This is a genomic window from Mucilaginibacter oryzae (assembly GCF_003148845.1).
Taxonomy (GTDB): Bacteria; Bacteroidota; Bacteroidia; order Sphingobacteriales; family Sphingobacteriaceae; genus Mucilaginibacter; species Mucilaginibacter oryzae.
Window position 1 is genome coordinate 399,515 of record NZ_QGHA01000005.1, and the last position, 19,050, is coordinate 418,564.

General features: G+C 44.9%; 16 protein-coding genes. 7 read left to right on the top strand and 9 right to left on the bottom strand.

The features are described from left to right. Window positions 1-175 precede the first annotated feature (175 nt). Window positions 176-2,059, top strand: a complete 1,884-nt coding sequence (gene htpG / locus LX99_RS15790; RefSeq protein WP_022833202.1) for a molecular chaperone HtpG — start codon at window positions 176-178, stop codon at window positions 2,057-2,059. Between the two features lie 165 nt (window positions 2,060-2,224). Then, window positions 2,225-2,743 carry a DUF4251 domain-containing protein gene (locus tag LX99_RS15795; protein ID WP_022833201.1) on the top strand — a complete coding sequence of 173 codons (519 nt, stop codon included), beginning with the start codon at window positions 2,225-2,227 and terminating at the stop codon, window positions 2,741-2,743. Window positions 2,744-2,815: 72 nt separating this feature from the next. Here the strand turns inward: LX99_RS15795 and eutC are convergent, their stop codons facing one another. From eutC to LX99_RS15840, 9 genes are all read right to left on the bottom strand, one after another. Beyond that, complete coding sequence (gene eutC / locus LX99_RS15800) at window positions 2,816-3,574, bottom strand: ethanolamine ammonia-lyase subunit EutC (RefSeq protein WP_109608744.1); 759 nt, start codon at window positions 3,572-3,574, stop codon at window positions 2,816-2,818. Between the two features lie 156 nt (window positions 3,575-3,730). Beyond that, window positions 3,731-5,101, bottom strand: coding sequence for an ethanolamine ammonia-lyase subunit EutB (locus LX99_RS15805; RefSeq protein ID WP_109608745.1), 1,371 nt, complete (start codon window positions 5,099-5,101; stop codon window positions 3,731-3,733). Between the two features lie 139 nt (window positions 5,102-5,240). Then, entirely contained in the window at window positions 5,241-6,599 is a 1,359-nt protein-coding gene (gene eat, locus LX99_RS15810) for an ethanolamine permease (protein ID WP_109608746.1), read from the bottom strand. A 259-nt stretch (window positions 6,600-6,858) separates the two neighbouring features. Then, window positions 6,859-7,788, bottom strand: a complete 930-nt coding sequence (locus tag LX99_RS15815; RefSeq protein ID WP_211319035.1) for a sugar phosphate isomerase/epimerase family protein — start codon at window positions 7,786-7,788, stop codon at window positions 6,859-6,861. Window positions 7,789-7,898: 110 nt separating this feature from the next. Next, entirely contained in the window at window positions 7,899-8,492 is a 594-nt protein-coding gene (locus tag LX99_RS15820; RefSeq protein ID WP_109608747.1) for a Pycsar system effector family protein, read from the bottom strand. A 150-nt stretch (window positions 8,493-8,642) separates the two neighbouring features. Then, window positions 8,643-11,243 (bottom strand): MGH1-like glycoside hydrolase domain-containing protein, encoded by a 2,601-nt coding sequence (locus tag LX99_RS15825; RefSeq protein ID WP_109608748.1) that lies wholly within the window; start codon window positions 11,241-11,243, stop codon window positions 8,643-8,645. Window positions 11,244-11,647: 404 nt separating this feature from the next. After that, the gene (locus LX99_RS15830; protein WP_109608749.1) at window positions 11,648-12,241 is read right to left on the bottom strand and encodes a TlpA family protein disulfide reductase; all 594 of its coding nucleotides are present in this window, start codon (window positions 12,239-12,241) and stop codon (window positions 11,648-11,650) included. 65 nt (window positions 12,242-12,306) lie between these two features. Then, the gene (locus LX99_RS15835; protein WP_109608750.1) at window positions 12,307-12,717 is read right to left on the bottom strand and encodes a DUF6691 family protein; all 411 of its coding nucleotides are present in this window, start codon (window positions 12,715-12,717) and stop codon (window positions 12,307-12,309) included. Window positions 12,718-12,721: 4 nt separating this feature from the next. Further along, entirely contained in the window at window positions 12,722-13,282 is a 561-nt protein-coding gene (locus LX99_RS15840) for a YeeE/YedE family protein (protein ID WP_245927939.1), read from the bottom strand. Window positions 13,283-13,449: 167 nt separating this feature from the next. Here LX99_RS15840 and LX99_RS15845 point away from each other — a divergent pair, with 167 nt between their 5' ends. The 5 genes from LX99_RS15845 (at window position 13,450) to LX99_RS15865 (ending at window position 18,844) form a co-directional block, all read left to right on the top strand. After that, window positions 13,450-14,001, top strand: coding sequence for a hypothetical protein (locus tag LX99_RS15845; RefSeq protein ID WP_031267181.1), 552 nt, complete (start codon window positions 13,450-13,452; stop codon window positions 13,999-14,001). A 284-nt stretch (window positions 14,002-14,285) separates the two neighbouring features. Then, window positions 14,286-15,206: a hypothetical protein gene (locus LX99_RS15850; RefSeq protein WP_109608753.1), complete on the top strand. Its 921-nt coding sequence runs from the start codon at window positions 14,286-14,288 to the stop codon at window positions 15,204-15,206. Window positions 15,207-15,231: 25 nt separating this feature from the next. Next, the gene (locus LX99_RS15855) at window positions 15,232-16,788 is read left to right on the top strand and encodes a phosphatase PAP2 family protein (protein WP_109608754.1); all 1,557 of its coding nucleotides are present in this window, start codon (window positions 15,232-15,234) and stop codon (window positions 16,786-16,788) included. Window positions 16,789-16,821: 33 nt separating this feature from the next. Further along, window positions 16,822-17,637, top strand: a complete 816-nt coding sequence (locus tag LX99_RS15860; RefSeq protein ID WP_109608755.1) for a hypothetical protein — start codon at window positions 16,822-16,824, stop codon at window positions 17,635-17,637. Window positions 17,638-17,746: 109 nt separating this feature from the next. After that, a complete protein-coding gene (locus LX99_RS15865; protein ID WP_109608828.1) occupies window positions 17,747-18,844 on the top strand; it encodes a hypothetical protein in 1,098 nt (365 codons plus the stop codon). Window positions 18,845-19,050 lie beyond the last annotated feature (206 nt).

Sequence of the window (19,050 nt, forward strand, 5' to 3'; positions counted from 1 at the left end):
AAGTTTTGGGAACTTTGTAAGTTTAGTACATATCGTCATCCCGCCTTCCCGGAAATCATTCCAAATCCAGGTCCTGCCAATTTGACAATATAACCACAATTGGAACAACCCTTGATAGCACAAGCGTAACAATCATTTTAAATCAACCTTATTAAAATATTATTAAAATATAGTTATGCAAGAAAAAGGCAGCATTTCGATCCACACCGAAAACATTTTCCCAATCATTAAGAAGTTTTTATACTCTGATAACGAGATCTTTTTACGCGAACTGGTATCAAACGCGGTAGATGCTACCCAGAAAATTAAACGTTTGGCTTCATTAGGCCAATACAACGGCGAACTTGGTGACCTACGCGTTGAAGTTGCTTTTGATGCCGACAAAAAGACAATCACCATTAGTGATAATGGTATCGGTATGACCGCCGAAGAGATTAAAAAATACATCAACCAGATCGCTTTTTCGGGCGCTACCGAGTTCATGGAGAAGTTTAAGGAAGCTAAAGATGCCAATGAGATTATCGGTCGTTTTGGCTTAGGCTTCTACTCGGCGTTTATGGTGGCCGATAAGGTGGAAATCCAGACGCTTTCATACCAGGAAGGCGCTGAGCCTGCTTTCTGGGTTTGTGACGGCAGCACCGAATTTGAAATTGGCGAAGGTATTTTAGAAGAGCGCGGCACCGAAATTACGCTGTATATCAACGAGGAATCAACCGAATTTTTAAGTAAGTATAAACTGCAGGAGATCCTGGATAAATACTGCAAATTTTTACCTGTACCTATTAAATTCGGCACCAAAACAGAATCTGTTGAAGACGGTGTTGACGAAGAAGGTAAAACCAAATACACTTCGGTTGAAGTTGATAACATCATCAATACCACCAACCCGATCTGGACCAAATCCCCTTCTGAATTAAAGGATGAGGACTACCTCGACTTTTACAAACAGCTTTATCCTTTCAGCGAAGATCCGTTGTTCTGGATCCACCTGAACGTTGATTATCCTTTCAACCTTACCGGTGTACTCTACTTCCCTAAACTGAAAAACGATTTCGAGTTCCAGAAAAACAAGATCAAATTATTTAGCCGCCAGGTATTTATTACCGACGAGGTGAAAGATATTGTTCCTGAATTTTTAATGCTGCTGCACGGTGTGATCGACTCACCGGATATCCCGCTGAACGTTTCACGCAGCTTCCTGCAGGCCGATAGCAATGTAAAACGCATCAGCAGCTATATCACCAAGAAAGTAGCTGATAAATTGGCAGAACTTTTCAAAGCTGACCGCAAAGCCTATGAAGAAAAATGGACCGACATTGGCCTGTTTGTAAAATACGGTATGGTGAGCGAAGATAAGTTTGCCGAAAAAGCCAAAGATTTTGTGTTGGTTACCAATACCGAAAAACAAAACTTTACTTTACCTGAATACAAAGACAAAGTTGAAGGCAACCAAACAGATAAAGACGGTCAGCTGGTTTACCTGTACACCAACAACCCGGCAAAACAGGATTCGTTTATCCAGTCGGCTAATAAAAAAGGGTACGATGTGCTGGTGATGGATTCGCCTATTGACAACCACTTTATCAGTCATTTAGAACAAAAGCTCGACAAAACTTCGTTGAAACGCGTTGATGCCGACGTTGCCGATAAACTGATTAAAAAAGACGATGCCCCTGAAACCGTGCTAACCGAAGAGCAAAGCACTAAAGTTAAAGACATCTTTAACAAAGCTATTAACAAACCGGCCTACAACGTACAAATTGAAAGCTTAAACCCTGATGAACTGCCGGTAACCATTACCATGGACGAGTTTATGCGCCGTATGAAAGATATGGCAGCTATGGGTGGCGGCATGGGTTTTTATGGCAATATGCCGGATAACTACAAAGTTATTGTAAACGGTAACCACAAATTGGTAAGCCGCATATTGCAGGAAGAAGATGAAGCCGTACAGGCCCAGCTTTCAAAACAAGCGTTTGATTTGGCCTTACTATCGCAAGGTTTACTAACCGGTGCCGATTTAACCGAGTTTGTTAAACGCAGTGTTAGTTTGATATAAAACTTTTGCCTCTTGAGGTAAATTTCATTAACCACAGTTTCATATTTTCATAAAAAAACCACTCCTAAAGGGTGGTTTTTTTATTTGAAACATTGTTTAAATTTGGATGTAATTAATTAAACCTGAGCTACCAATTACTGTCAAATCTTTTTTAAACATTTTATCATGAAGCTTTTCACCCGGTTAGCCTTCGCGGCTTTATTCATATTGATCAGTGTTAACAGTACTTATGCGCAAACCAAAACAAAGGCCGAAAAAAAAGCGGCCGAGCGCGCTAAAATTAAAGAGATGGTTGAAGCGCAGAATTTTGTTTTTAAAGCAACCAACGCTTCGCCAATGAGGGGTGGCAACAGACAGTTAACATCGGATTACGATTTCACGGTGGGAAAAGATACCGTGGTAGCTTTCCTCCCCTATTTCGGTCGGGCGTTTGTGGCGCCTAACCCCGGCACAACCGACGGCGGTATTAAAGTAAACACCACCAGATTCAGCTATTCGTCGGTACAAAAAGGGGGCGGCTGGAATATCATCATCAAACCCAAAGATAAAAACATAGCCGACTGGCGCGATGTACAAAGCTTTAACCTCAGCATTTCGCAGGATGGTTACGGCTCGTTACAGGTGATCAGCACCAATCGCGATGCCATTACATTTACAGGCTATATTGAAGCAAGGAGCAAGTAAGCTGAAAGCCGAAGACTAAAAGCACAAAGCATAAAAGGGCCTGGAGCATATAAAGCTTTAGGCCTTTTGCTTTCAGCTTTCAGCTATCAACCCCGCATTGTCCTTTAGCTCTACGCCGGATAGCTGTAATTTAAACGCCTCGCTGATTAAATAAAATATTTTCTTTGCAGCCTTTTTATAGCTCAGGCCCTTATGCCGGATGTTTGAAACGCAATTGCGCGATTCGTCGGTTAAGCCCGGTTTAGGGTTGTAGGTAAGATATGCGCCCAGGCTATCGGCCGCGCTCAGGCCGGGGCGCTCGCCTATCAGGATCAGTGAAAGTTTGGCATTCAGGCCAGAGCCAATGTCATCACCAATAGCCACCCGGCCTTGTTCAACAAGGCTCATCGGCGCAAGCTTAAAACCATTACCGCTTAATAAAGGAATCAGCGCATCAAGCAGCCCCTTGGTGTTTTCATTTACCGCCGTGGCCGAAAGACCATCTGCAACTATAATAGCCACATCGTTTTCCGTCCGGTAATCCTGTAACAAATTTAAGGACGCATCATTAAGCCTGCGCCCCAGGTCTGGCCTTTGCAGGTACTGCCGCCTGTCGGTAACCTGGCTGTGTAAATGTAAAACAGGCACACAGAACTGCCCAAGTGATGAAGTAAGTTTATCAACTGCCAGTTCTGAATAAACGGCATCACGCGCGTGGGCATGTGCCAGTTTAAACTCCAGTGATTGTTTTAAGGGAATGCTTGTTCCCACGCGGCCAATGGCAATCCTCGCCGTGGTAAATTCCTGCAAGGCTTTTAATGGTTCAATTTCGTGCGGGATATTTCGTTTCATTTAATCGGCAGTAATTTACTCATATATATTATCCGGCGTTCGTTTGCAACGAGTGCTTAATTGGGTTTGCGTTTATAACGCAAACCGCGCGATGCAATCGCGAAACCGTGTTAAGCGCTCGTTACAAACGAGCGCAAGTCAAAAAGCTTTCAGCTTTTACCTTAAACTTTCCAGTAACCCGTGTTCCCTTACCGGCAGCATGTTCCCTTGTTCATCAACAATCCCCTGCCTCATCAGCCATTGCTCAAATTCGGGTGCCGGTTTTAAACCTAATACCTTACGCAGATACAATGCATCATGAAAGGAAGTTGACTGGTAATTCAACATAATATCATCTGATCCGGGAATGCCCATCACAAAATTACACCCCGCTACACCCAGCAGGGTAAGTAGGGTATCCATATCGTCCTGGTCCGCTTCGGCGTGGTTGGTGTAACAAACATCAACGCCCATGGGCAGCCCGAGCAGCTTCCCGCAAAAATGGTCCTCCAGCGCCGCGCGGATAATCTGCTTGCCATCATATAGATACTCTGGCCCGATAAACCCTACTACCGTATTTACAAGCAACGGCTTAAACTTGCGGGCTACCGCATAAGCCCGCACTTCGCAGGTTTGCTGATCAACCCCGAAATGGGCATTTGCCGAAAGCGCGCTGCCCTGCCCCGTTTCAAAATACATTACGTTGTTGCCCACAGTACCCCGCTTTAACGATAAGGTGGCCTGATAAGCTTCCTCAATCAAACTTAAATTTACCCCAAAGCTGGCGTTTGCCTTTTCTGTGCCTGCGATTGATTGGAAGCAGAGGTCAACCGGTGCGCCTTCGTTAACCAGTTGCAGCGTTGTGGTGATGTGGCTCAATACACAGGTTTGCGTAGGGATCTCGAACCGATACCGCAGTTCATCCATTAAATTAAGTAAATTACTCACGGCGGCCGGGCTATCAGTTGCCGGGTTAATACCTATAACGGCATCACCGCTGCCAAACAATAAACCATCAATAATACTGGCAGCCACGCCCCGAGGGTCATCAGTAGGATGATTGGGCTGTAACCGCGTACTGAAATGTCCTTTTAAGCCAATGGTATTACGGAAACGGGTTACCACCCCGCACTTAGCCGCTACGGCTATCAAATCCTGGTTACGCATCAGTTTAGATACGGCTGCAACCATTTCGGGCGTAAGCCCGGGGGCAATGGCTGTCAGGGTACGGCAGTCGGTTTCGTCACTTAACAGCCAGTCGCGCAGTTCGCCGACGGTAAGATGACTGATCTGGCTGAAAGCTAAAGTATCATGTTCATCAATAATAAGGCGGGTAATTTCGTCGTGTTCGTATGGGATAACGGTTTCGTTCAAAAAGTTTTTAAGCGGAACATCAGCCAGCGTAATTTGCGCTGCCACCCGCTCCTCATACCCCCCGGCACACAAACCGGCCAGCTCATCGCCCGATCGGTAGGGCGAGGCCTTGCCGAGCAAAACCTTCAGATCGGCAAATTTATAAACGCGGTGATGTATGGTATGGCGGTACATATTTTATTTCATTAGGTCATTTGCTGCGCGTCATTTTTTATTTCATTAGGTCATTAGGTCATTTTTGCTTTGTTTCATTAAGTCATGGTGATTTGGTCGTTTGCATGCACCCGAATAGCCAAGGCAATGACTTAATGACTCAATGCCCCAATGACTCGATACCCTCCTCAACCGGTGCATTCATCATCGCCTCATCTAAAGCAACTTTGTGTTTTCCTAATGCAACAAAAATGATGCATACCAATGCGATCCCTCCTGCAAAAATCAAACTCATATCGGGGTTAAAATACACCGATGCCAAAAGGCATACCACGCAAATAACCAGGGCAATTGCCGGAAAAAACGGATAAAACGGCGCGGTAAATGGCCTGTTTAAACGCGGCTCTTTTTTGCGTAATATGAAAATGCTCAGCATACTCATAATGTACATCACTACCGCGCCCAGTACCGATAGCATAATGATCTGATCGGTTTTAAATTTGTATATGAACACATAGCTTACAGCGCCGCTTACCAAAAGCGCCCAGTGCGGGGTTTTAAACTTATGGTTGATATCAGACAGCACCTTTGGCAAGTAACCGCTTCGCGCCATAGCAAAAACCTGTCTTGATGATGCCAGGATAATACCATGCAGGGAGGCTATCAAACCGAATAAACCAATGCTTGCAAATACTTTGGTAAGGCCGTTGCCTTTACCAAGCACAATGCCTATAGCTTCGGGTAGCGGATAATCCAGATGGCTTAGCTTATGCCAGTCTGTTAGGCCGCCGGTGATGATCATTACGCCTAAAGCCAGTACTACCAGCGTTATGATGGCCGATATATAGCCGCGTGGTATATTCTTTTTAGGGTTATCTACCTCTTCGGCCACCATGGCCACGCCTTCAATAGCTAAATAAAACCAAACGGCATAGGGTAAAGCAGCAAAAACGCCCGACCAGCCAAATGGCATCGGATCGGCAAGGAAATTGGATGTTTTGAAATGGGGAGATACGATGCCCAGGTAAAGCATCAGCTCAATTACCGCCAAAATGGTGATAAACACCGAAAACGTAGCCGACTCCTTCACACCCAACATATTGAGTACGATAAACACCGCCACAAAACCCACGGCCGCTTCGGTTACCGGGATACCGGGGTATAAAAAGTGTAGGTAGCTGCCTAACGATACAGCTACGGCGGGTGTAGCCACCAAAAAATCAACCAGTGTGGCGTAGCCTGCAATCAGCCCTCCTAAAGGCCCCATAGCGCGGTAAGCATAGGCAAACGCGCCGCCTGCATGAGGTATAGAAGTAGTAAGTTCGGTATAACTAAAAATAAAAGCGATGTACATAAGGGTGATAACCAGCGTGGCTATCAACAATCCCACCGTGCCCGATACCCCCCACCCCAAATTCCAGCCAAAATACTCGCCCGAAATAACTAAACCTACAGCAATTGCCCATAAATGAACTGGTTTTAATACTTTTTTTAATTGCTCTGTAGATTTTTCTGCCATAAACTGCCCGATTCAAATAATAATTAGCGGCTTAAATTACTTAAACAACAAGTTAAATCAAAATCGAAAGACGTTATGGAATTGTTAACGATTATTTTTTTGAAATCAAGCCCAATTCATCGCGTAACAAGTCGTTTTTACTTAACATCCCATCAAATAAACGATTACTCTTCGCCATTAAGACCGGCAAACAATAAAAATGCCGGAAAATTGCTTACCGGCAGTAATTATTGTCATAAAAAATCGGGAAGCAGGGCAACTATACCATCAACTTATCTTTTAAATACCCCATACTGGCCGTTATGCTGGCGTAAGCATCCTTAGGCATATCGTGCTCTACAAAAAAGTGCTTCATACCTGCCGATTTTGCCGCGGCGAAAATAGGTTTAAAATCAATAGTGCCGCTACCAACGGGTTGAATGTTCTCGCGCGAAGCATCCAGGTCTTTCACATGCCAAAGCGGGAAACGTCCCGGATGTGCTTTAAACATCTCAACCGGATTTTTGCCGGCCTTTACGGCCCAGGCCAGGTCAAGTTCCATTTTAACATTCCGGGCGTCAGTTTCGCTCAGTAATAAATCGTAAGGCACTTTACCGTCAACTGCTTTAAACTCCATGTCATGGTTATGATAAGCAAACACAAGTCCGGCTTTTTTTGCGGCTTCGCCGGTTTTGTTCAATACCCCGATGGTGCTTTTCACTTCCTCTAAGGTTGCAGTTGGCGAGTTTGCGCAAACCAGGTATTTCACGCCGCCCTCGGCAGCTTCATCAATTACCTGCTGCATGTTATCGCGCAGGTTCAATACAGGGGGCAATACTAAAGGCTTACCATCCGCGCCTACCGGCATTTTGGTTCCGGGGGGCAATTTAAACGGCGCGCCCAATACGTGGTGCGACACCCAGCTCAGGCCAAGATCATTTGCCATGGCCTTAAACTCTTTGGGTTTCATGCCATAATACCCGCCTTTTTTACTAAAGGCCGATTCTAATTCCTTATAGCCTATACCCGCAATTTTAGTAAGCGTACCCTTAACGTCTTCATCTATAACGCCGAAAAAGGTGAACAACTGCAAACCAACCGGATGATGTTCCATTGGCGTTAAAAAGCCGGCCGCCTTACCTGATAAAGCCATGCCGCCCAAAGCAAGCGCACCGGCGCCTTTAATAAAGTTTCTCCTGCTGTAAATCATGTTTTGATAATGGTTAATAATTAACTGGTACAGTAAAGCTAATTATTAATTATCAGCAAATTAAATTATTGTGTAAAAAAGACACGATGATTATCAGAATGCGTGATTTACTAATTAACAATATCCGGCAGGCTGTTATGCTTCATGGATGATACAATGAAAGTGATTATAGCAATAATCAGCCCGAACATAAACACATTATAGGCGGCCCTTAAAAGGCGGTATTTACGCCCCAGCACTACGCCCTGCGTATGGATATCCTTAATCAGGGTTTCGTACAAGTATTCCTTATCGTTTAAAACCAGCTTCATGCCAACAGAAAAGTCATCCAGCCTCATACGGTAAAAATTACCGAAAAACAGCAGGTTTGCTTTTTTATTCTCCAGGTCTTTTACGCTGAACTTACCACGCGGTATAGATGGCCGGGTTGATAAAATAGCGAGGATCATGGTGACCAGGCTCACCGTGAGTAAAAGGTACGAGGGCACCATCAAAAACGAATTATCCTTTAGTTTACGCAGCACCAAACTTATAATGGCCGATATGATGATGGAATTAACGGTAATCAGGATCTGGGCTTTGTTATCTGCCATATCACTTAAACGCTGATCGGTGCTGGAGGTAACTTTCAACAAAGTTTCAATACCTAAATCTACCTCAGCGGTTTGCTCTTTATTTGGGGGTAAGGTGTCCTGATCTGCCATTTGTTTTTTTTATGAGCTGATGAATTTATCGGTTTTTCTTTGTGTTTATTAACAGCATTAGCAATAATATGGGCGTTGCCAGCGGCCGGGCTATCCGCTCATACTGCACAAGCCTTAGCCACAGGCCGGTTCCGATAACCGAAATTAAAATCAATCCACATACAAACAATTGGCAATCAAACCTGTCCAACCGGTTTGGTGTGCAGCGCCGAGGCCTTTGCCCGTATCGCCATCAAAAAACTCGTAAAACAGGATGTGATCTTTAAAATACGGATCGGTTTGCAGCTTTCCGTTTTTACCGTATACGGGCCTCTCCTCTTTTTCATTGCGCAAAAACAGTTTTGATACCCGGGCGTAAAGCTCGTTGGCTACCTCCTTCAGGTTCATAAAATTACCTGAGCCGGTGGGGCATTCAATTTTAAAATCGTTGCCGTAATATTGATGGAAACGGTGAAGGCTATCAATAATCAGGTAATTAATAGGCATCCAGATGGGGCCGCGCCAGTTACTGTTGCCGCCAAAAAGGCCGCTGTCGCTATCGCCGGGCACATAGCTTATCCCAAACTCAACACCATTCACCGAAACATGGTATGGATGTTTTAAATGGTATTTTGATAAGGAACGGATGCCATACTCGCTTAAAAACTCGTTTTCATCCAGCATGTATTTCAACAGGGATTTCATGCGGTAACCCCGCAACAGGCTGATCAGGTGCCTGCTTTCATTACCCTTTTCGCCCCAGCGCGATACCAGAGAAGCGAGGTCCGGTCGTTTTTCGGCAAACCATTTCAGGCGATCCTGAAAAATAGGGTTATCCATAATATCCTTTTCTTCCAACACTTCGGTAGCAAACAGGGGGATCAGACCAACAATGCTCCTTACCCGTAATTTTACCGAACCATCATCCGGAAAGCGGATCTGGTCGTAAAAAAAGCCATCCTCATCGTCCCAAAGCCCCTCATCGTGTTCGCCAAAGTTCGACATCGCGCCAACGATATAAATAAAGTGCTCAAAAAATTTAGAGGCGATATCAGAATAGGCTTTATCTGTTTGCGCGAGTTCGGTAGCTATGCGCAGCAGGTTAAGCGAGTACATGGCCATCCAGCTGGTACCATCGGCCTGCTCCAGGTGCTGCCCCCAGGGCAAATGCATATTCCTGTCAAAAACGCCAACATTATCCATCCCCAAAAAGCCACCTTCAAAAATGTTATTCCCCGACTCGTCCTTACGGTTTACCCACCAGGTAAAGTTGAGCATCAGTTTATGAAAAACGCGTTCCAGAAAATAGGTGTCACCCTTACCATTGTTGGCTTCCTTATCAGCCTTGTAAATATTCCATACCGCCATGGCATGTACGGGGGGATTGGCATCACCAAAATCCCACTCGTAGGCCGGCAACTGCCCGTTAGGGTGCATATACCAATCGCGGGTAAGCAGCACCAGCTGATTTTTGGCAAAAGCCATATCAACAGTAGCCAGCGGCAGGCAATGAAAGGCCAGGTCCCAGGCGGCAAACCAGGGATACTCCCATTTATCGGGCATGGATATGATATCGCGGGTGTTTAAATGCTTCCATTTGCTGTTGCGGGCATTCTGGCGTTGGGCGGGCGGTTTGGGCATGCCCTTATCACCGCTAAGCCAGTGGCGGATATCGGAGTAATAAAACTGCTTATTCCACAACATACCGGCAAAAGCCTGCCGCTGGATCAGCCTGCGGTCGGCACTCATGGCTTCGCCGTGGATATCATTATAAAACTGGTCGGCCTCGGTAAGGCGGGTGGCAAAAATCTGGTCAAAATCCTCGAAACTGTATTTCGCATCTTCCGAGAGGCGTAAGCGTAAGGTAACACTTTCTCCGCCGGGTATCACCAGGTCATAATTCGCCGCCGCCTTAGTGCCTGTTTTTTTGGGGTTAACAGTATCAGCACCGGAAACGATATAGTCGTTGATGCCATCTTTATAATATTTTCGCCCATCGTTATAATTATATAACCTGCGCGAGTTGGTTTCATTATCACAAAACAACAGTTCGGCCCCGCCTTCAACATGCAGCCACATCTGGCCAAGTTCTTTCTGAAAAACGCTGATCACTTTGTTTGAATGTGCTGTGAGATCGGGCTTGCGCGAATCATACCCCCAGCCCCAGGTGTTACGGAACCACAATGAAGGCATTATATTCAGCGGCGAGTCTTTATCGCCGCGGTTATGAATGGTTATCTTAATCAGGATATCTTCCTGCGCGGCCTTAGCATATTCTGTAAAAACATCAAAGTATTCGTTTTCATCAAAAATACCGGTATCCATCAATTCAAACTCCGGATCCTGCCTGCCGCGGCTCTTGTTTTCATCAACCAGGCGTTTGTACGGAAATTCGTTTTGAGGATACTTGTACAGTGTTTTCATGTACGAGTGCGTGGGGGTGCTATCCAGGTAATAATACATCTCCTTCACATCCTCGCCATGGTTCCCCTCGGGGTTGCTTAAACCAAAATAGCGCTCTTTAATAATTGGGTCCTTTTTATTCCAGAGCGCTATGGCAAAGCAGAGGTACTGCTGCCTGTCGCAAATACCGGCAATTCCCTCCTCTCCCCAGCGGTAGGCTTTGCTTCGGGCCATATCATGGGTAATATAGTTCCATGCATCCCCGTTAGCGCTGTAGTCTTCGCGCACGGTGCCCCATTGGCGGTCACTTACATAAGGCCCCCATTTTTTCCAACTTGTATCCTTTAACCTTGATTGTTCCGCATTCATCGTGTAGACAGCAATTTACAAATACCTTAGTTTAAGGTAAGCGTTTGCAAAGTATATTTTATCGGCGAAATTTACAGCTATAAAAGGCAGGTTTTACGGTTTGATGAAAAACCGGGGCAATTGGCCTTTTTATATATTAACGTGAGTTCGGGCTCAGTCGAGACTTGCGCTCATCTGTGATGAGCGCTTAACCTGGATTTGCGTTTGTAACGCAACAACCTAATTAAATTGCGCTCATCTGCGATGAGTGCTTAACCTGGGTTTGCGTTTGTAACGCAACCGTCCAACTTATAAATATGGCTAAGTAAAGTACCTTCGGCTTTTCCAATCAGGTTGTGTAGTAAGTTCATTTGAAAACGGAGGTAAAGGGATGCCCCTCTTTGTAACCTGTAATTTCAAAATCCTTAATTACGCGAAGCAAGATTTTTGATAAAGACATCAAAGCTCCTGCTGCCATAATCCGCTACCCCTGCATGTTTAAAAACCAGGTTGCCGCGTTTATCAAAAACTAAGGTTGTTGGAATAGTACCGTTCATCAGGCTATCCGGCACCGGGTTTGCTTGCACGTAAAGCGGCAGGTTATAGCCGTTTTTTTGCATAAATGCCCTGGCTCTCGGCAAATCACTATCAACGTCAACCATAATGAATGCCACGTGCTCATTATTTTTATATTTATTGTACAAATCGTTAATGGCCGGCATTTCGGCTAAGCAGGGCGGGCACCAGGTAGCCCAGTAGTTTACAAATACTACTTTAGTATAAAATCCGCCTACCGATGTCAGCTTTCCATCGGCGTTTTTAAACTGCAGGTCCGGAATATTGGCATACTTTTTTGTTCCCGTGGCAAATTGCGCGGTATCGGGATTAAAAATACCAGTAACCATCAAAGCGCGGATAACATAGCTTTTGACCCCTGGTTTAAAAACAACCAGCAATAGTAATCCTACAATCAACAGGCTGATGATGTTTGATACCGATATCTTTTTTCGTTGAATCATCAATAAATTTTTAACTCAAATATACACAGGCAAAAAGCCCCCAAACCACTGCAACATGGCGTAGATCAATGCGGCAATTTATCGCGCAGCAAACCATAAACCCAGGTACCCGCAATAGCACTTAACAAGGTAACAGATGTAACCATGAAACCGCTGCCAATCTGCGCAAACAGCGGACCAGGGCATGCGCCGGTAATGGCCCATCCCAATCCAAAAATAAGTCCGCCGTAAACGTTACCGCGGTTAAATTCTTTATCAGGTATTATGATCGGCTCGCCGCCTATGGTTTTGATTTTGAAACGTTTGATGAGCCAAACCGATAGCATACCAACCGCCACGGCGCTGCCAATAACGCCGTACATATGAAACGATTGTAACCTGAACATCTCCTGGATCCTGAACCAACTGATTACTTCGGATTTTACCAGTACAATGCCAAAGAGCAAACCAGCAAAAAGGTATTTAATGTGAGACATATAATTATAACTGTAAAAGGTAAGGTAAAATAAACCAGGTCATGACAAAGCCGCCAACCATAAAGCAGCAGGTAGCCACTACTGATGGCCATTGCAGGTTAGAAATACCCATAATTGCATGGCCTGACGTACACCCGCCCGCATAGCGCGTACCGAAGCCCACCATAAAGCCCCCGGCTATCATAAAAACAAACCCGCGAAGCGTTAAAAGCTGGCTAAAACTGAAGATATCTGCAGGTAACAACCCTTTAAAATTTTTTACCCCTTGCTGTTGCAGCAACGCATGTGTTTGCGGGTTGATATTAACAGCGTGATTGCCATTTAAAAACAGCGTGGCAATTAACCCGCCCAAAATAATCCCGGCTACAAAAAACAGGTTCCAGCGCTCGTTTTTCCAGTCGTACTTAAAAAGGGAGATGTTTGCGGGGAAGCAAGCCGCGCAGATATGTCTTAATGACGAAGAGATTCCGAACGCCTTATTACCCAAAATAAGTAAAGTGGGCACGGTGAGCCCGATTAATGGTCCGGCTACGTACCAGGGGCAGGGTTGTTTTATCAAATCCATGTTCATTTAAGTAATAACAATCGGTAAATATAACTTATTGATGAGTTTTACCCGGCCTGTTAGCGCCGGATTTATTGTTGGCGATACAATTTTCAATTTTATTTGTTTTAACAATATTGTTACATATATTTACTTTTAATTACATACCCAATAAATATTTCCGCTTGGTGAAAAGGCTAATAGCCATATTGTTGTTAAATGTGCATCTGTTCAATATGGGCGGGTACAACCTGGCATTTCAGTATTTTATTCACCGCTCTGAAGTACAGATTGTAAAGGAGATTTACGAAAACAAGGTTGATAAAACCAAACTTGTAGAGATCAAGATCCCGGTACATCTTCCTAACATCAGCAGTTGGGACGGGTATGTAAAAGACCAGGGCCAGTTACAGCTAAAAGGTGTATACTACAACTATCTGCGATACAAGGTAACGCGCGATACCATGTCATTTATCTGCATTGCCAACGCGGTAAAAACGCGGTTGGTAAGCGCTAATCTTATTATTGCCAAAGAGTTAAATGATGTACCCTTAAGCAAAAAGGGCCATGAGGCGCCTATGAAAAAAATCGGCGCAGCTAATGATTATAGCTTCCAGGTTATCCGCTACCGGTTTCTAACCTATGGCACAGTGTTAAAATTAAAGCCTAACACTCTACACTACCTTCATAATTCACCTTTCATCGAGTCACCAGGCAAACCGCCAAACGCTATCAGCTGATTTATTTACCTGTAAATTGTGAGTTAATTGTTTTGCTGCTGTCAGCTATCTGATGTTGCAAATGGTTTTGTTTGTATAATTGAGTTGAAGAGGCCATATCTTTTATTCAACCTATCAACGCTCCCTTTTGTAACGCAAAATACCTGGTAACAAGGAACGCGGTGCTTACAGGCTATTTCAATGATTAAAAGGGTGCAACCACTCACTTGATCATCGAGATAGGCCATCCACACAAATTCACAGCCTTTATTATTCATTGTTTCCTTATTTTTAAATTAAAACTTATGTCGCTGTACTTTTACAGATATAGCCTTGTTATTTGCTTTTTACTTGTTTTATCACAATTTGCCAAAGCACAAACAGATGCCGATGCTTTGATGATCCCTAAAAATTATTTTTGTGCCGCCGCGGTATATTCCCATGGGAGTTGGGACCACTACTGGGAGGGTACATTTAAACGGGATAATCCAAACCTCGGTACAGTGAGTACTAATACTTACACTTTGGGTGGCAACTATGGTTTATCAAACCGCATCAACCTGATCATGATGGTTCCTTTTGTTACTACCAACGCTTCGGCAGGTACGTTAAGGGGCGAAAAAAAGTTCCAGGACTTAATGTTTGCTTTTAAATGGATGGCCGTGAAAGAAGAAATAGGTCGGGGCCTGTTCAGTTTTCATGCCATAGCTACCGGCTCTGTGCCATTAAGTAATTATGAAGCCGATTTTTTACCGCTTTCTGTTGGTTTACACAGTAAAAACGTAGGTATCCGCGGTTTGCTAAACTACCAGGTAGGCAGGCTGTTTGTGGCCGGTGCCGCGCAGTACGTGCGCCGCAGCAATATCACCATCGACAGAAATTCATATTACACCACCGAAATGCATTATACCAACGAGGTACAAATGCCTAACTATACCAACTTTTTGGCCAGCGCAGGCTACCGCAGTTTAAGATTTAACGCGGAAGCCACGTTTACCAAAATGACAACCATCGGCGGTTTTGATATCCGTAAAAATGATATGCCTTTTCCGAGTAATAAGATGAACTCGAATGTGGTGGGTGCCTTGTTTAAATACAGCACGCCAATGGGCATTGAAGTTACCGCAGGCGGCAACTATGTTTTAAGCGGGTGTAACGTTGGCCAAACACGTTCGGGTTATTTAAGCGTGTATTATGTATTCAATACCAGGGGCGAAAAGAAATAAGCGGGGAGTTTTAAAGAATAAAAACATGAAAAAAATATTACTTAACATATTTACAGGTACACTTTTAACCGCGACACTCATAACGTCGTGCAAAAAAGATATTTTAGATCGTACGGCATTATACCCGGCGTTGGCACCTGCCAATTTGGATTTGACAGCCGATACCTGGAAGCCTGTGCTGATTACCGACTTTAACGCTTTCACGGTAGCAGCGCCGGATGCCGTTACATCACCGGCCTATACAGCTGATTTAAACGAGATCAAAGCCTATCAGCGTAACCTTACCGATGCCCAGCAAAAAGTTATCCAGTACTGGAGCGCCGGTTCTGTTTTGCGTTGGAACGAGATTTTGCGCGAACTGGTGGCCAAACACAACATCCCTCCCTACCAAAACGCTGATGGCAGTTATCCGGCGCCAAGTTCGGCAAACCCCTTCAATTATCCGGAGTTTCCGTTCTCCAATCCGCCTTACGCTGCACGTGCTTATGCCTATGTAAGCGCCAGCCAGTACGATGCCTTAATTGCGGCCTGGCACTTTAAAAACGTGTACAAACGCACCGCGCCATACAAAAATGATTCGGGTGTAAAAGCGCTGATCCCTGCTTCAGATCTGCCATCCTATCCAAGTGAAGACGCGGTAGTATCGGGAGCAACATCAGAGATCATGAAACTTTTATTCCCTACCGAGGTCGCTTACATTCAACAAAAGGTTGATGAAGAGAAGTTTTACCGTATAGCTTCGGGCGCTAACACCCGTGCGGAATTTACAGCGGGCGAATCATTAGGCCGACAGGTAGCATCATTATTCGCAGCCCGTGCCCGGGCCGACCGCGCCGGCAAAGCCATTGGCACACCAGATATCTGGAAAAATTTTGAAACAACTACCGCAGCCAAAGGCGAACAGTTTTGGGTGAGCCTGGAAACCCCCAAAAGACCGCCTATGCTGCCATTATTCTCCAAGGTGATCCCGTTTTTGTTTGATACGCTAACTGTAGCGGCCATCAGACCGGGCCCGCCGTATGCCACCAATTCGCCCGAGTTTAAAAAAGAAACCGAAGAGGTACTTTCATACAGTAAGGATCGCAGTCGCGATCATGAAGAACTGGTTGCCTTTTGGGCCGACGGCGTTGGCACCTATACGCCGCCCGGCCACTGGAACGCCATTGCTGCCGATGAGTTTGTGAAACAAAAGTATAGTGAAGTGCGCTGGGCGCGTAACTTTGCCCTGCTAAACATGGCCGAAATGGATGCAGCGATAGTTTGCTGGGATACCAAATATTTTTATTTTAACCAGCGCCCGTCGCAGGCAAACCCGAACATCAAAACGCTTACCGGGATACCTAACTTTCCGGCGTATACATCGGGGCACTCTAATTTCAGTGGCGCTGCAGCAACGGTTTTAACTTACCTGTTACCAGACAGGGGTAATAAATTTAACGATTTGGCTCACCAGGCTGCCATGTCAAGGCTGTACGGTGCCATTCATTACCGCAGCGACTGTGAAGTGGGTTTAATAACCGGAAATAAAGTAGGCACTTACGCCGTTAACCGGGCTAAAACCGATGGAGCGGATGCTAAATAACAGGATGTAGAATTTGAGAACGAATAATAAACAATGCGCAATTTAACTACCGATCAGAAAATATACTTTACGCTCCGCCTCGCAGTGGCCATGTGCTTTATTGGTCATGGGGCCTTTGGGATCATTACCAAACAAATTTGGTGCAATTACTTTGGGGTTGTGGGTATAGGGCATGATTTGTCTTATACCCTGATGCCGGTTGTTGGTACAGTTGACATTTTGATGGGCATCTCGATGTTAGTTTATCCAACCCGGGCTATCGCCGGATGGCTTGTGGTTTGGGGACTGGTTACCGCCTCGATGCGCCCCCTATCCGGGGAGCCCTTTGCCGAGTTTATTGAACGCGCAGGTAATTACGGCGCGCCATTCTCGCTGTTACTTTTACAAGGTGGGGTTAAATTAAGCTTTAAGCAATGGTTTATACGCATGGACGATCATGTTGCCCCTGACGCGCTTACCCTTACCAAAGTTACCGCCTGGCTGAGGGTATTTGGTTTTATGCTGCTGATAGGCCACGGCTGGTTAAACCTGATCCAAAAACCGGGCTTGTTAAACCAGTATAACGCGTTGGGCTTTGGTAACCCCGGGCAAACAGCTCAGCTTGTGGGTTTATTGGAAGTACTGGCCGCATTAATGGTGCTTATTCGTCCTTTTAAAAACATACTGCTTGTATTTATCATATGGAAAATTACAAGTGAACTTTTTTATCCAAAATACGAAATGTTTGAGTGGATAGAACGTGGCGGAAGTTATGGCGTACTGCTGGCCCTATGGTTTGCAGTTAAAAAAGCCCCCGCCGGTGCTATGCTATGGCCTTTTAAACAAACATCGGATTTAAAAGCTTACTAACCCTAAAACTGATCTAAAAAAACAATTTGCAGGGCATCAATAAAACCCTGCCTTGCCATACTATTATCTAACCAATTAAAAAATGCACACCAACTCTTATAAAAGCAGCATGAAAAATTTTACCCTGAAAGCAATTGGCGCTGCCGCCATCTTCATATTCGCCGCCGGTTCAAAAGCCAGCGCACAAGGCTGCGTGGCCATTAAAGGCACCGGTGGCTTAATGACTATCGAACATCCGATGGAAGATTCATCCGTATCTGAACAAAGCTGGGAAATAACCGCATCGTTCAGGTATTTTAAGTCCTTCCGCCATTTTAAAGGCAGCGAGGAGCAAAAGCAACGCCTAATTATCGGCAACGAGGTAATTAACCACCAAAGCACTTACGATCTGAACCTGACCCGCAACTTCAACAGGTTCTGGTCGGTATCATTAGGGGTGCCTTACCTTATCAATACCCGTTCGTCGTTATACGAGCATGGTGGTAAAGAGCGCCATAAATCATATTCAAATGGCTTTGGCGACACCCGGATCATTGCAAGCCGGTGGTTGTTTGACAGCCATAAAACAACCAGGGGTAATATCCAGGTTGGCTTAGGTATTAAACTGCCTACCGGCGACGACAACTATATGTCTAATTTTTATAACGTGATCCCATCCAGGCGCCCGGTTGATCAATCAATCCAGTTAGGCGACGGCGGTGTTGGTATCATTGCCCAGTTTAACGGTTACCTTAACTTTAACAGCCACTTTAGCGGGTATACCAATTTGTATTACCTGAGCAATCCACGTAACACCAACAACACGCGTACCTACCGCGAAACGCTGAGCGCTACCCTGGCCAATGAAGCTATATCCAGCGTACCGGATCAATACCTGGCAAGGTTGGGCGTTAACTATACATTTGGCGGTTCGCTACGCGCGTTAACGTTATCGGCTGGCGGCCGTATTGAAGGGATTCCGGTGCATGACCTGATCGGTAAAAGCGATGCCTTCCGTCGCCCGGGTTATATCATTTCTGTAGAACCATCGGTTAACTACGCGTTTAAACGCTTTAATGTATTTGCAAGCGTACCTATCGCCCTGAGGCGCGACCGTACCCAAAGCGTTACCGATAAAGAAAACTCGGCCATACAAGGTAAATACGTAATTGGCGACGCGGCCTTTGCCGACTATGCCATCAATTTTGGAGTGTCTTTTAAATTTTGAGATTTTTTATATACTTAGTTGAATTGGTGAAGCCGGGAGTGAGATCCCCGGCTTCTTTTGTTTTGTATTAACAATAATTTATATCAACACTAATTTTCGAATTAAGTGAAATTACACGAATTAGTTTCGTTTACATTCGTGTAATTCGTATCAATAAGTCCTCGCGAAAGATTCATGTAAAAAATATTTTATAATGCATTTTTACT

Bases quoted from the DNA above. Each gene is read 5' to 3' on its own strand.
- htpG (WP_022833202.1), top strand. From the start codon at position 176: ATGCAAGAAAAAGGCAGCATTTCGATCCACACCGAAAACATTTTCCCA.
- LX99_RS15795 (WP_022833201.1), top strand. From the start codon at position 2,225: ATGAAGCTTTTCACCCGGTTAGCCTTCGCGGCTTTATTCATATTGATC.
- eutC (WP_109608744.1), bottom strand. From the start codon at position 3,574: ATGAAACGAAATATCCCGCACGAAATTGAACCATTAAAAGCCTTGCAG.
- LX99_RS15805 (WP_109608745.1), bottom strand. From the start codon at position 5,101: ATGTACCGCCATACCATACATCACCGCGTTTATAAATTTGCCGATCTG.
- eat (WP_109608746.1), bottom strand. From the start codon at position 6,599: ATGGCAGAAAAATCTACAGAGCAATTAAAAAAAGTATTAAAACCAGTT.
- LX99_RS15815 (WP_211319035.1), bottom strand. From the start codon at position 7,788: ATGATTTACAGCAGGAGAAACTTTATTAAAGGCGCCGGTGCGCTTGCT.
- LX99_RS15820 (WP_109608747.1), bottom strand. From the start codon at position 8,492: ATGGCAGATCAGGACACCTTACCCCCAAATAAAGAGCAAACCGCTGAG.
- LX99_RS15825 (WP_109608748.1), bottom strand. From the start codon at position 11,243: ATGAATGCGGAACAATCAAGGTTAAAGGATACAAGTTGGAAAAAATGG.
- LX99_RS15830 (WP_109608749.1), bottom strand. From the start codon at position 12,241: ATGATTCAACGAAAAAAGATATCGGTATCAAACATCATCAGCCTGTTG.
- LX99_RS15835 (WP_109608750.1), bottom strand. From the start codon at position 12,717: ATGTCTCACATTAAATACCTTTTTGCTGGTTTGCTCTTTGGCATTGTA.
- LX99_RS15840 (WP_245927939.1), bottom strand. From the start codon at position 13,282: ATGGATTTGATAAAACAACCCTGCCCCTGGTACGTAGCCGGACCATTA.
- LX99_RS15850 (WP_109608753.1), top strand. From the start codon at position 14,286: ATGTCGCTGTACTTTTACAGATATAGCCTTGTTATTTGCTTTTTACTT.
- LX99_RS15855 (WP_109608754.1), top strand. From the start codon at position 15,232: ATGAAAAAAATATTACTTAACATATTTACAGGTACACTTTTAACCGCG.
- LX99_RS15860 (WP_109608755.1), top strand. From the start codon at position 16,822: ATGCGCAATTTAACTACCGATCAGAAAATATACTTTACGCTCCGCCTC.
- LX99_RS15865 (WP_109608828.1), top strand. From the start codon at position 17,747: ATGAAAAATTTTACCCTGAAAGCAATTGGCGCTGCCGCCATCTTCATA.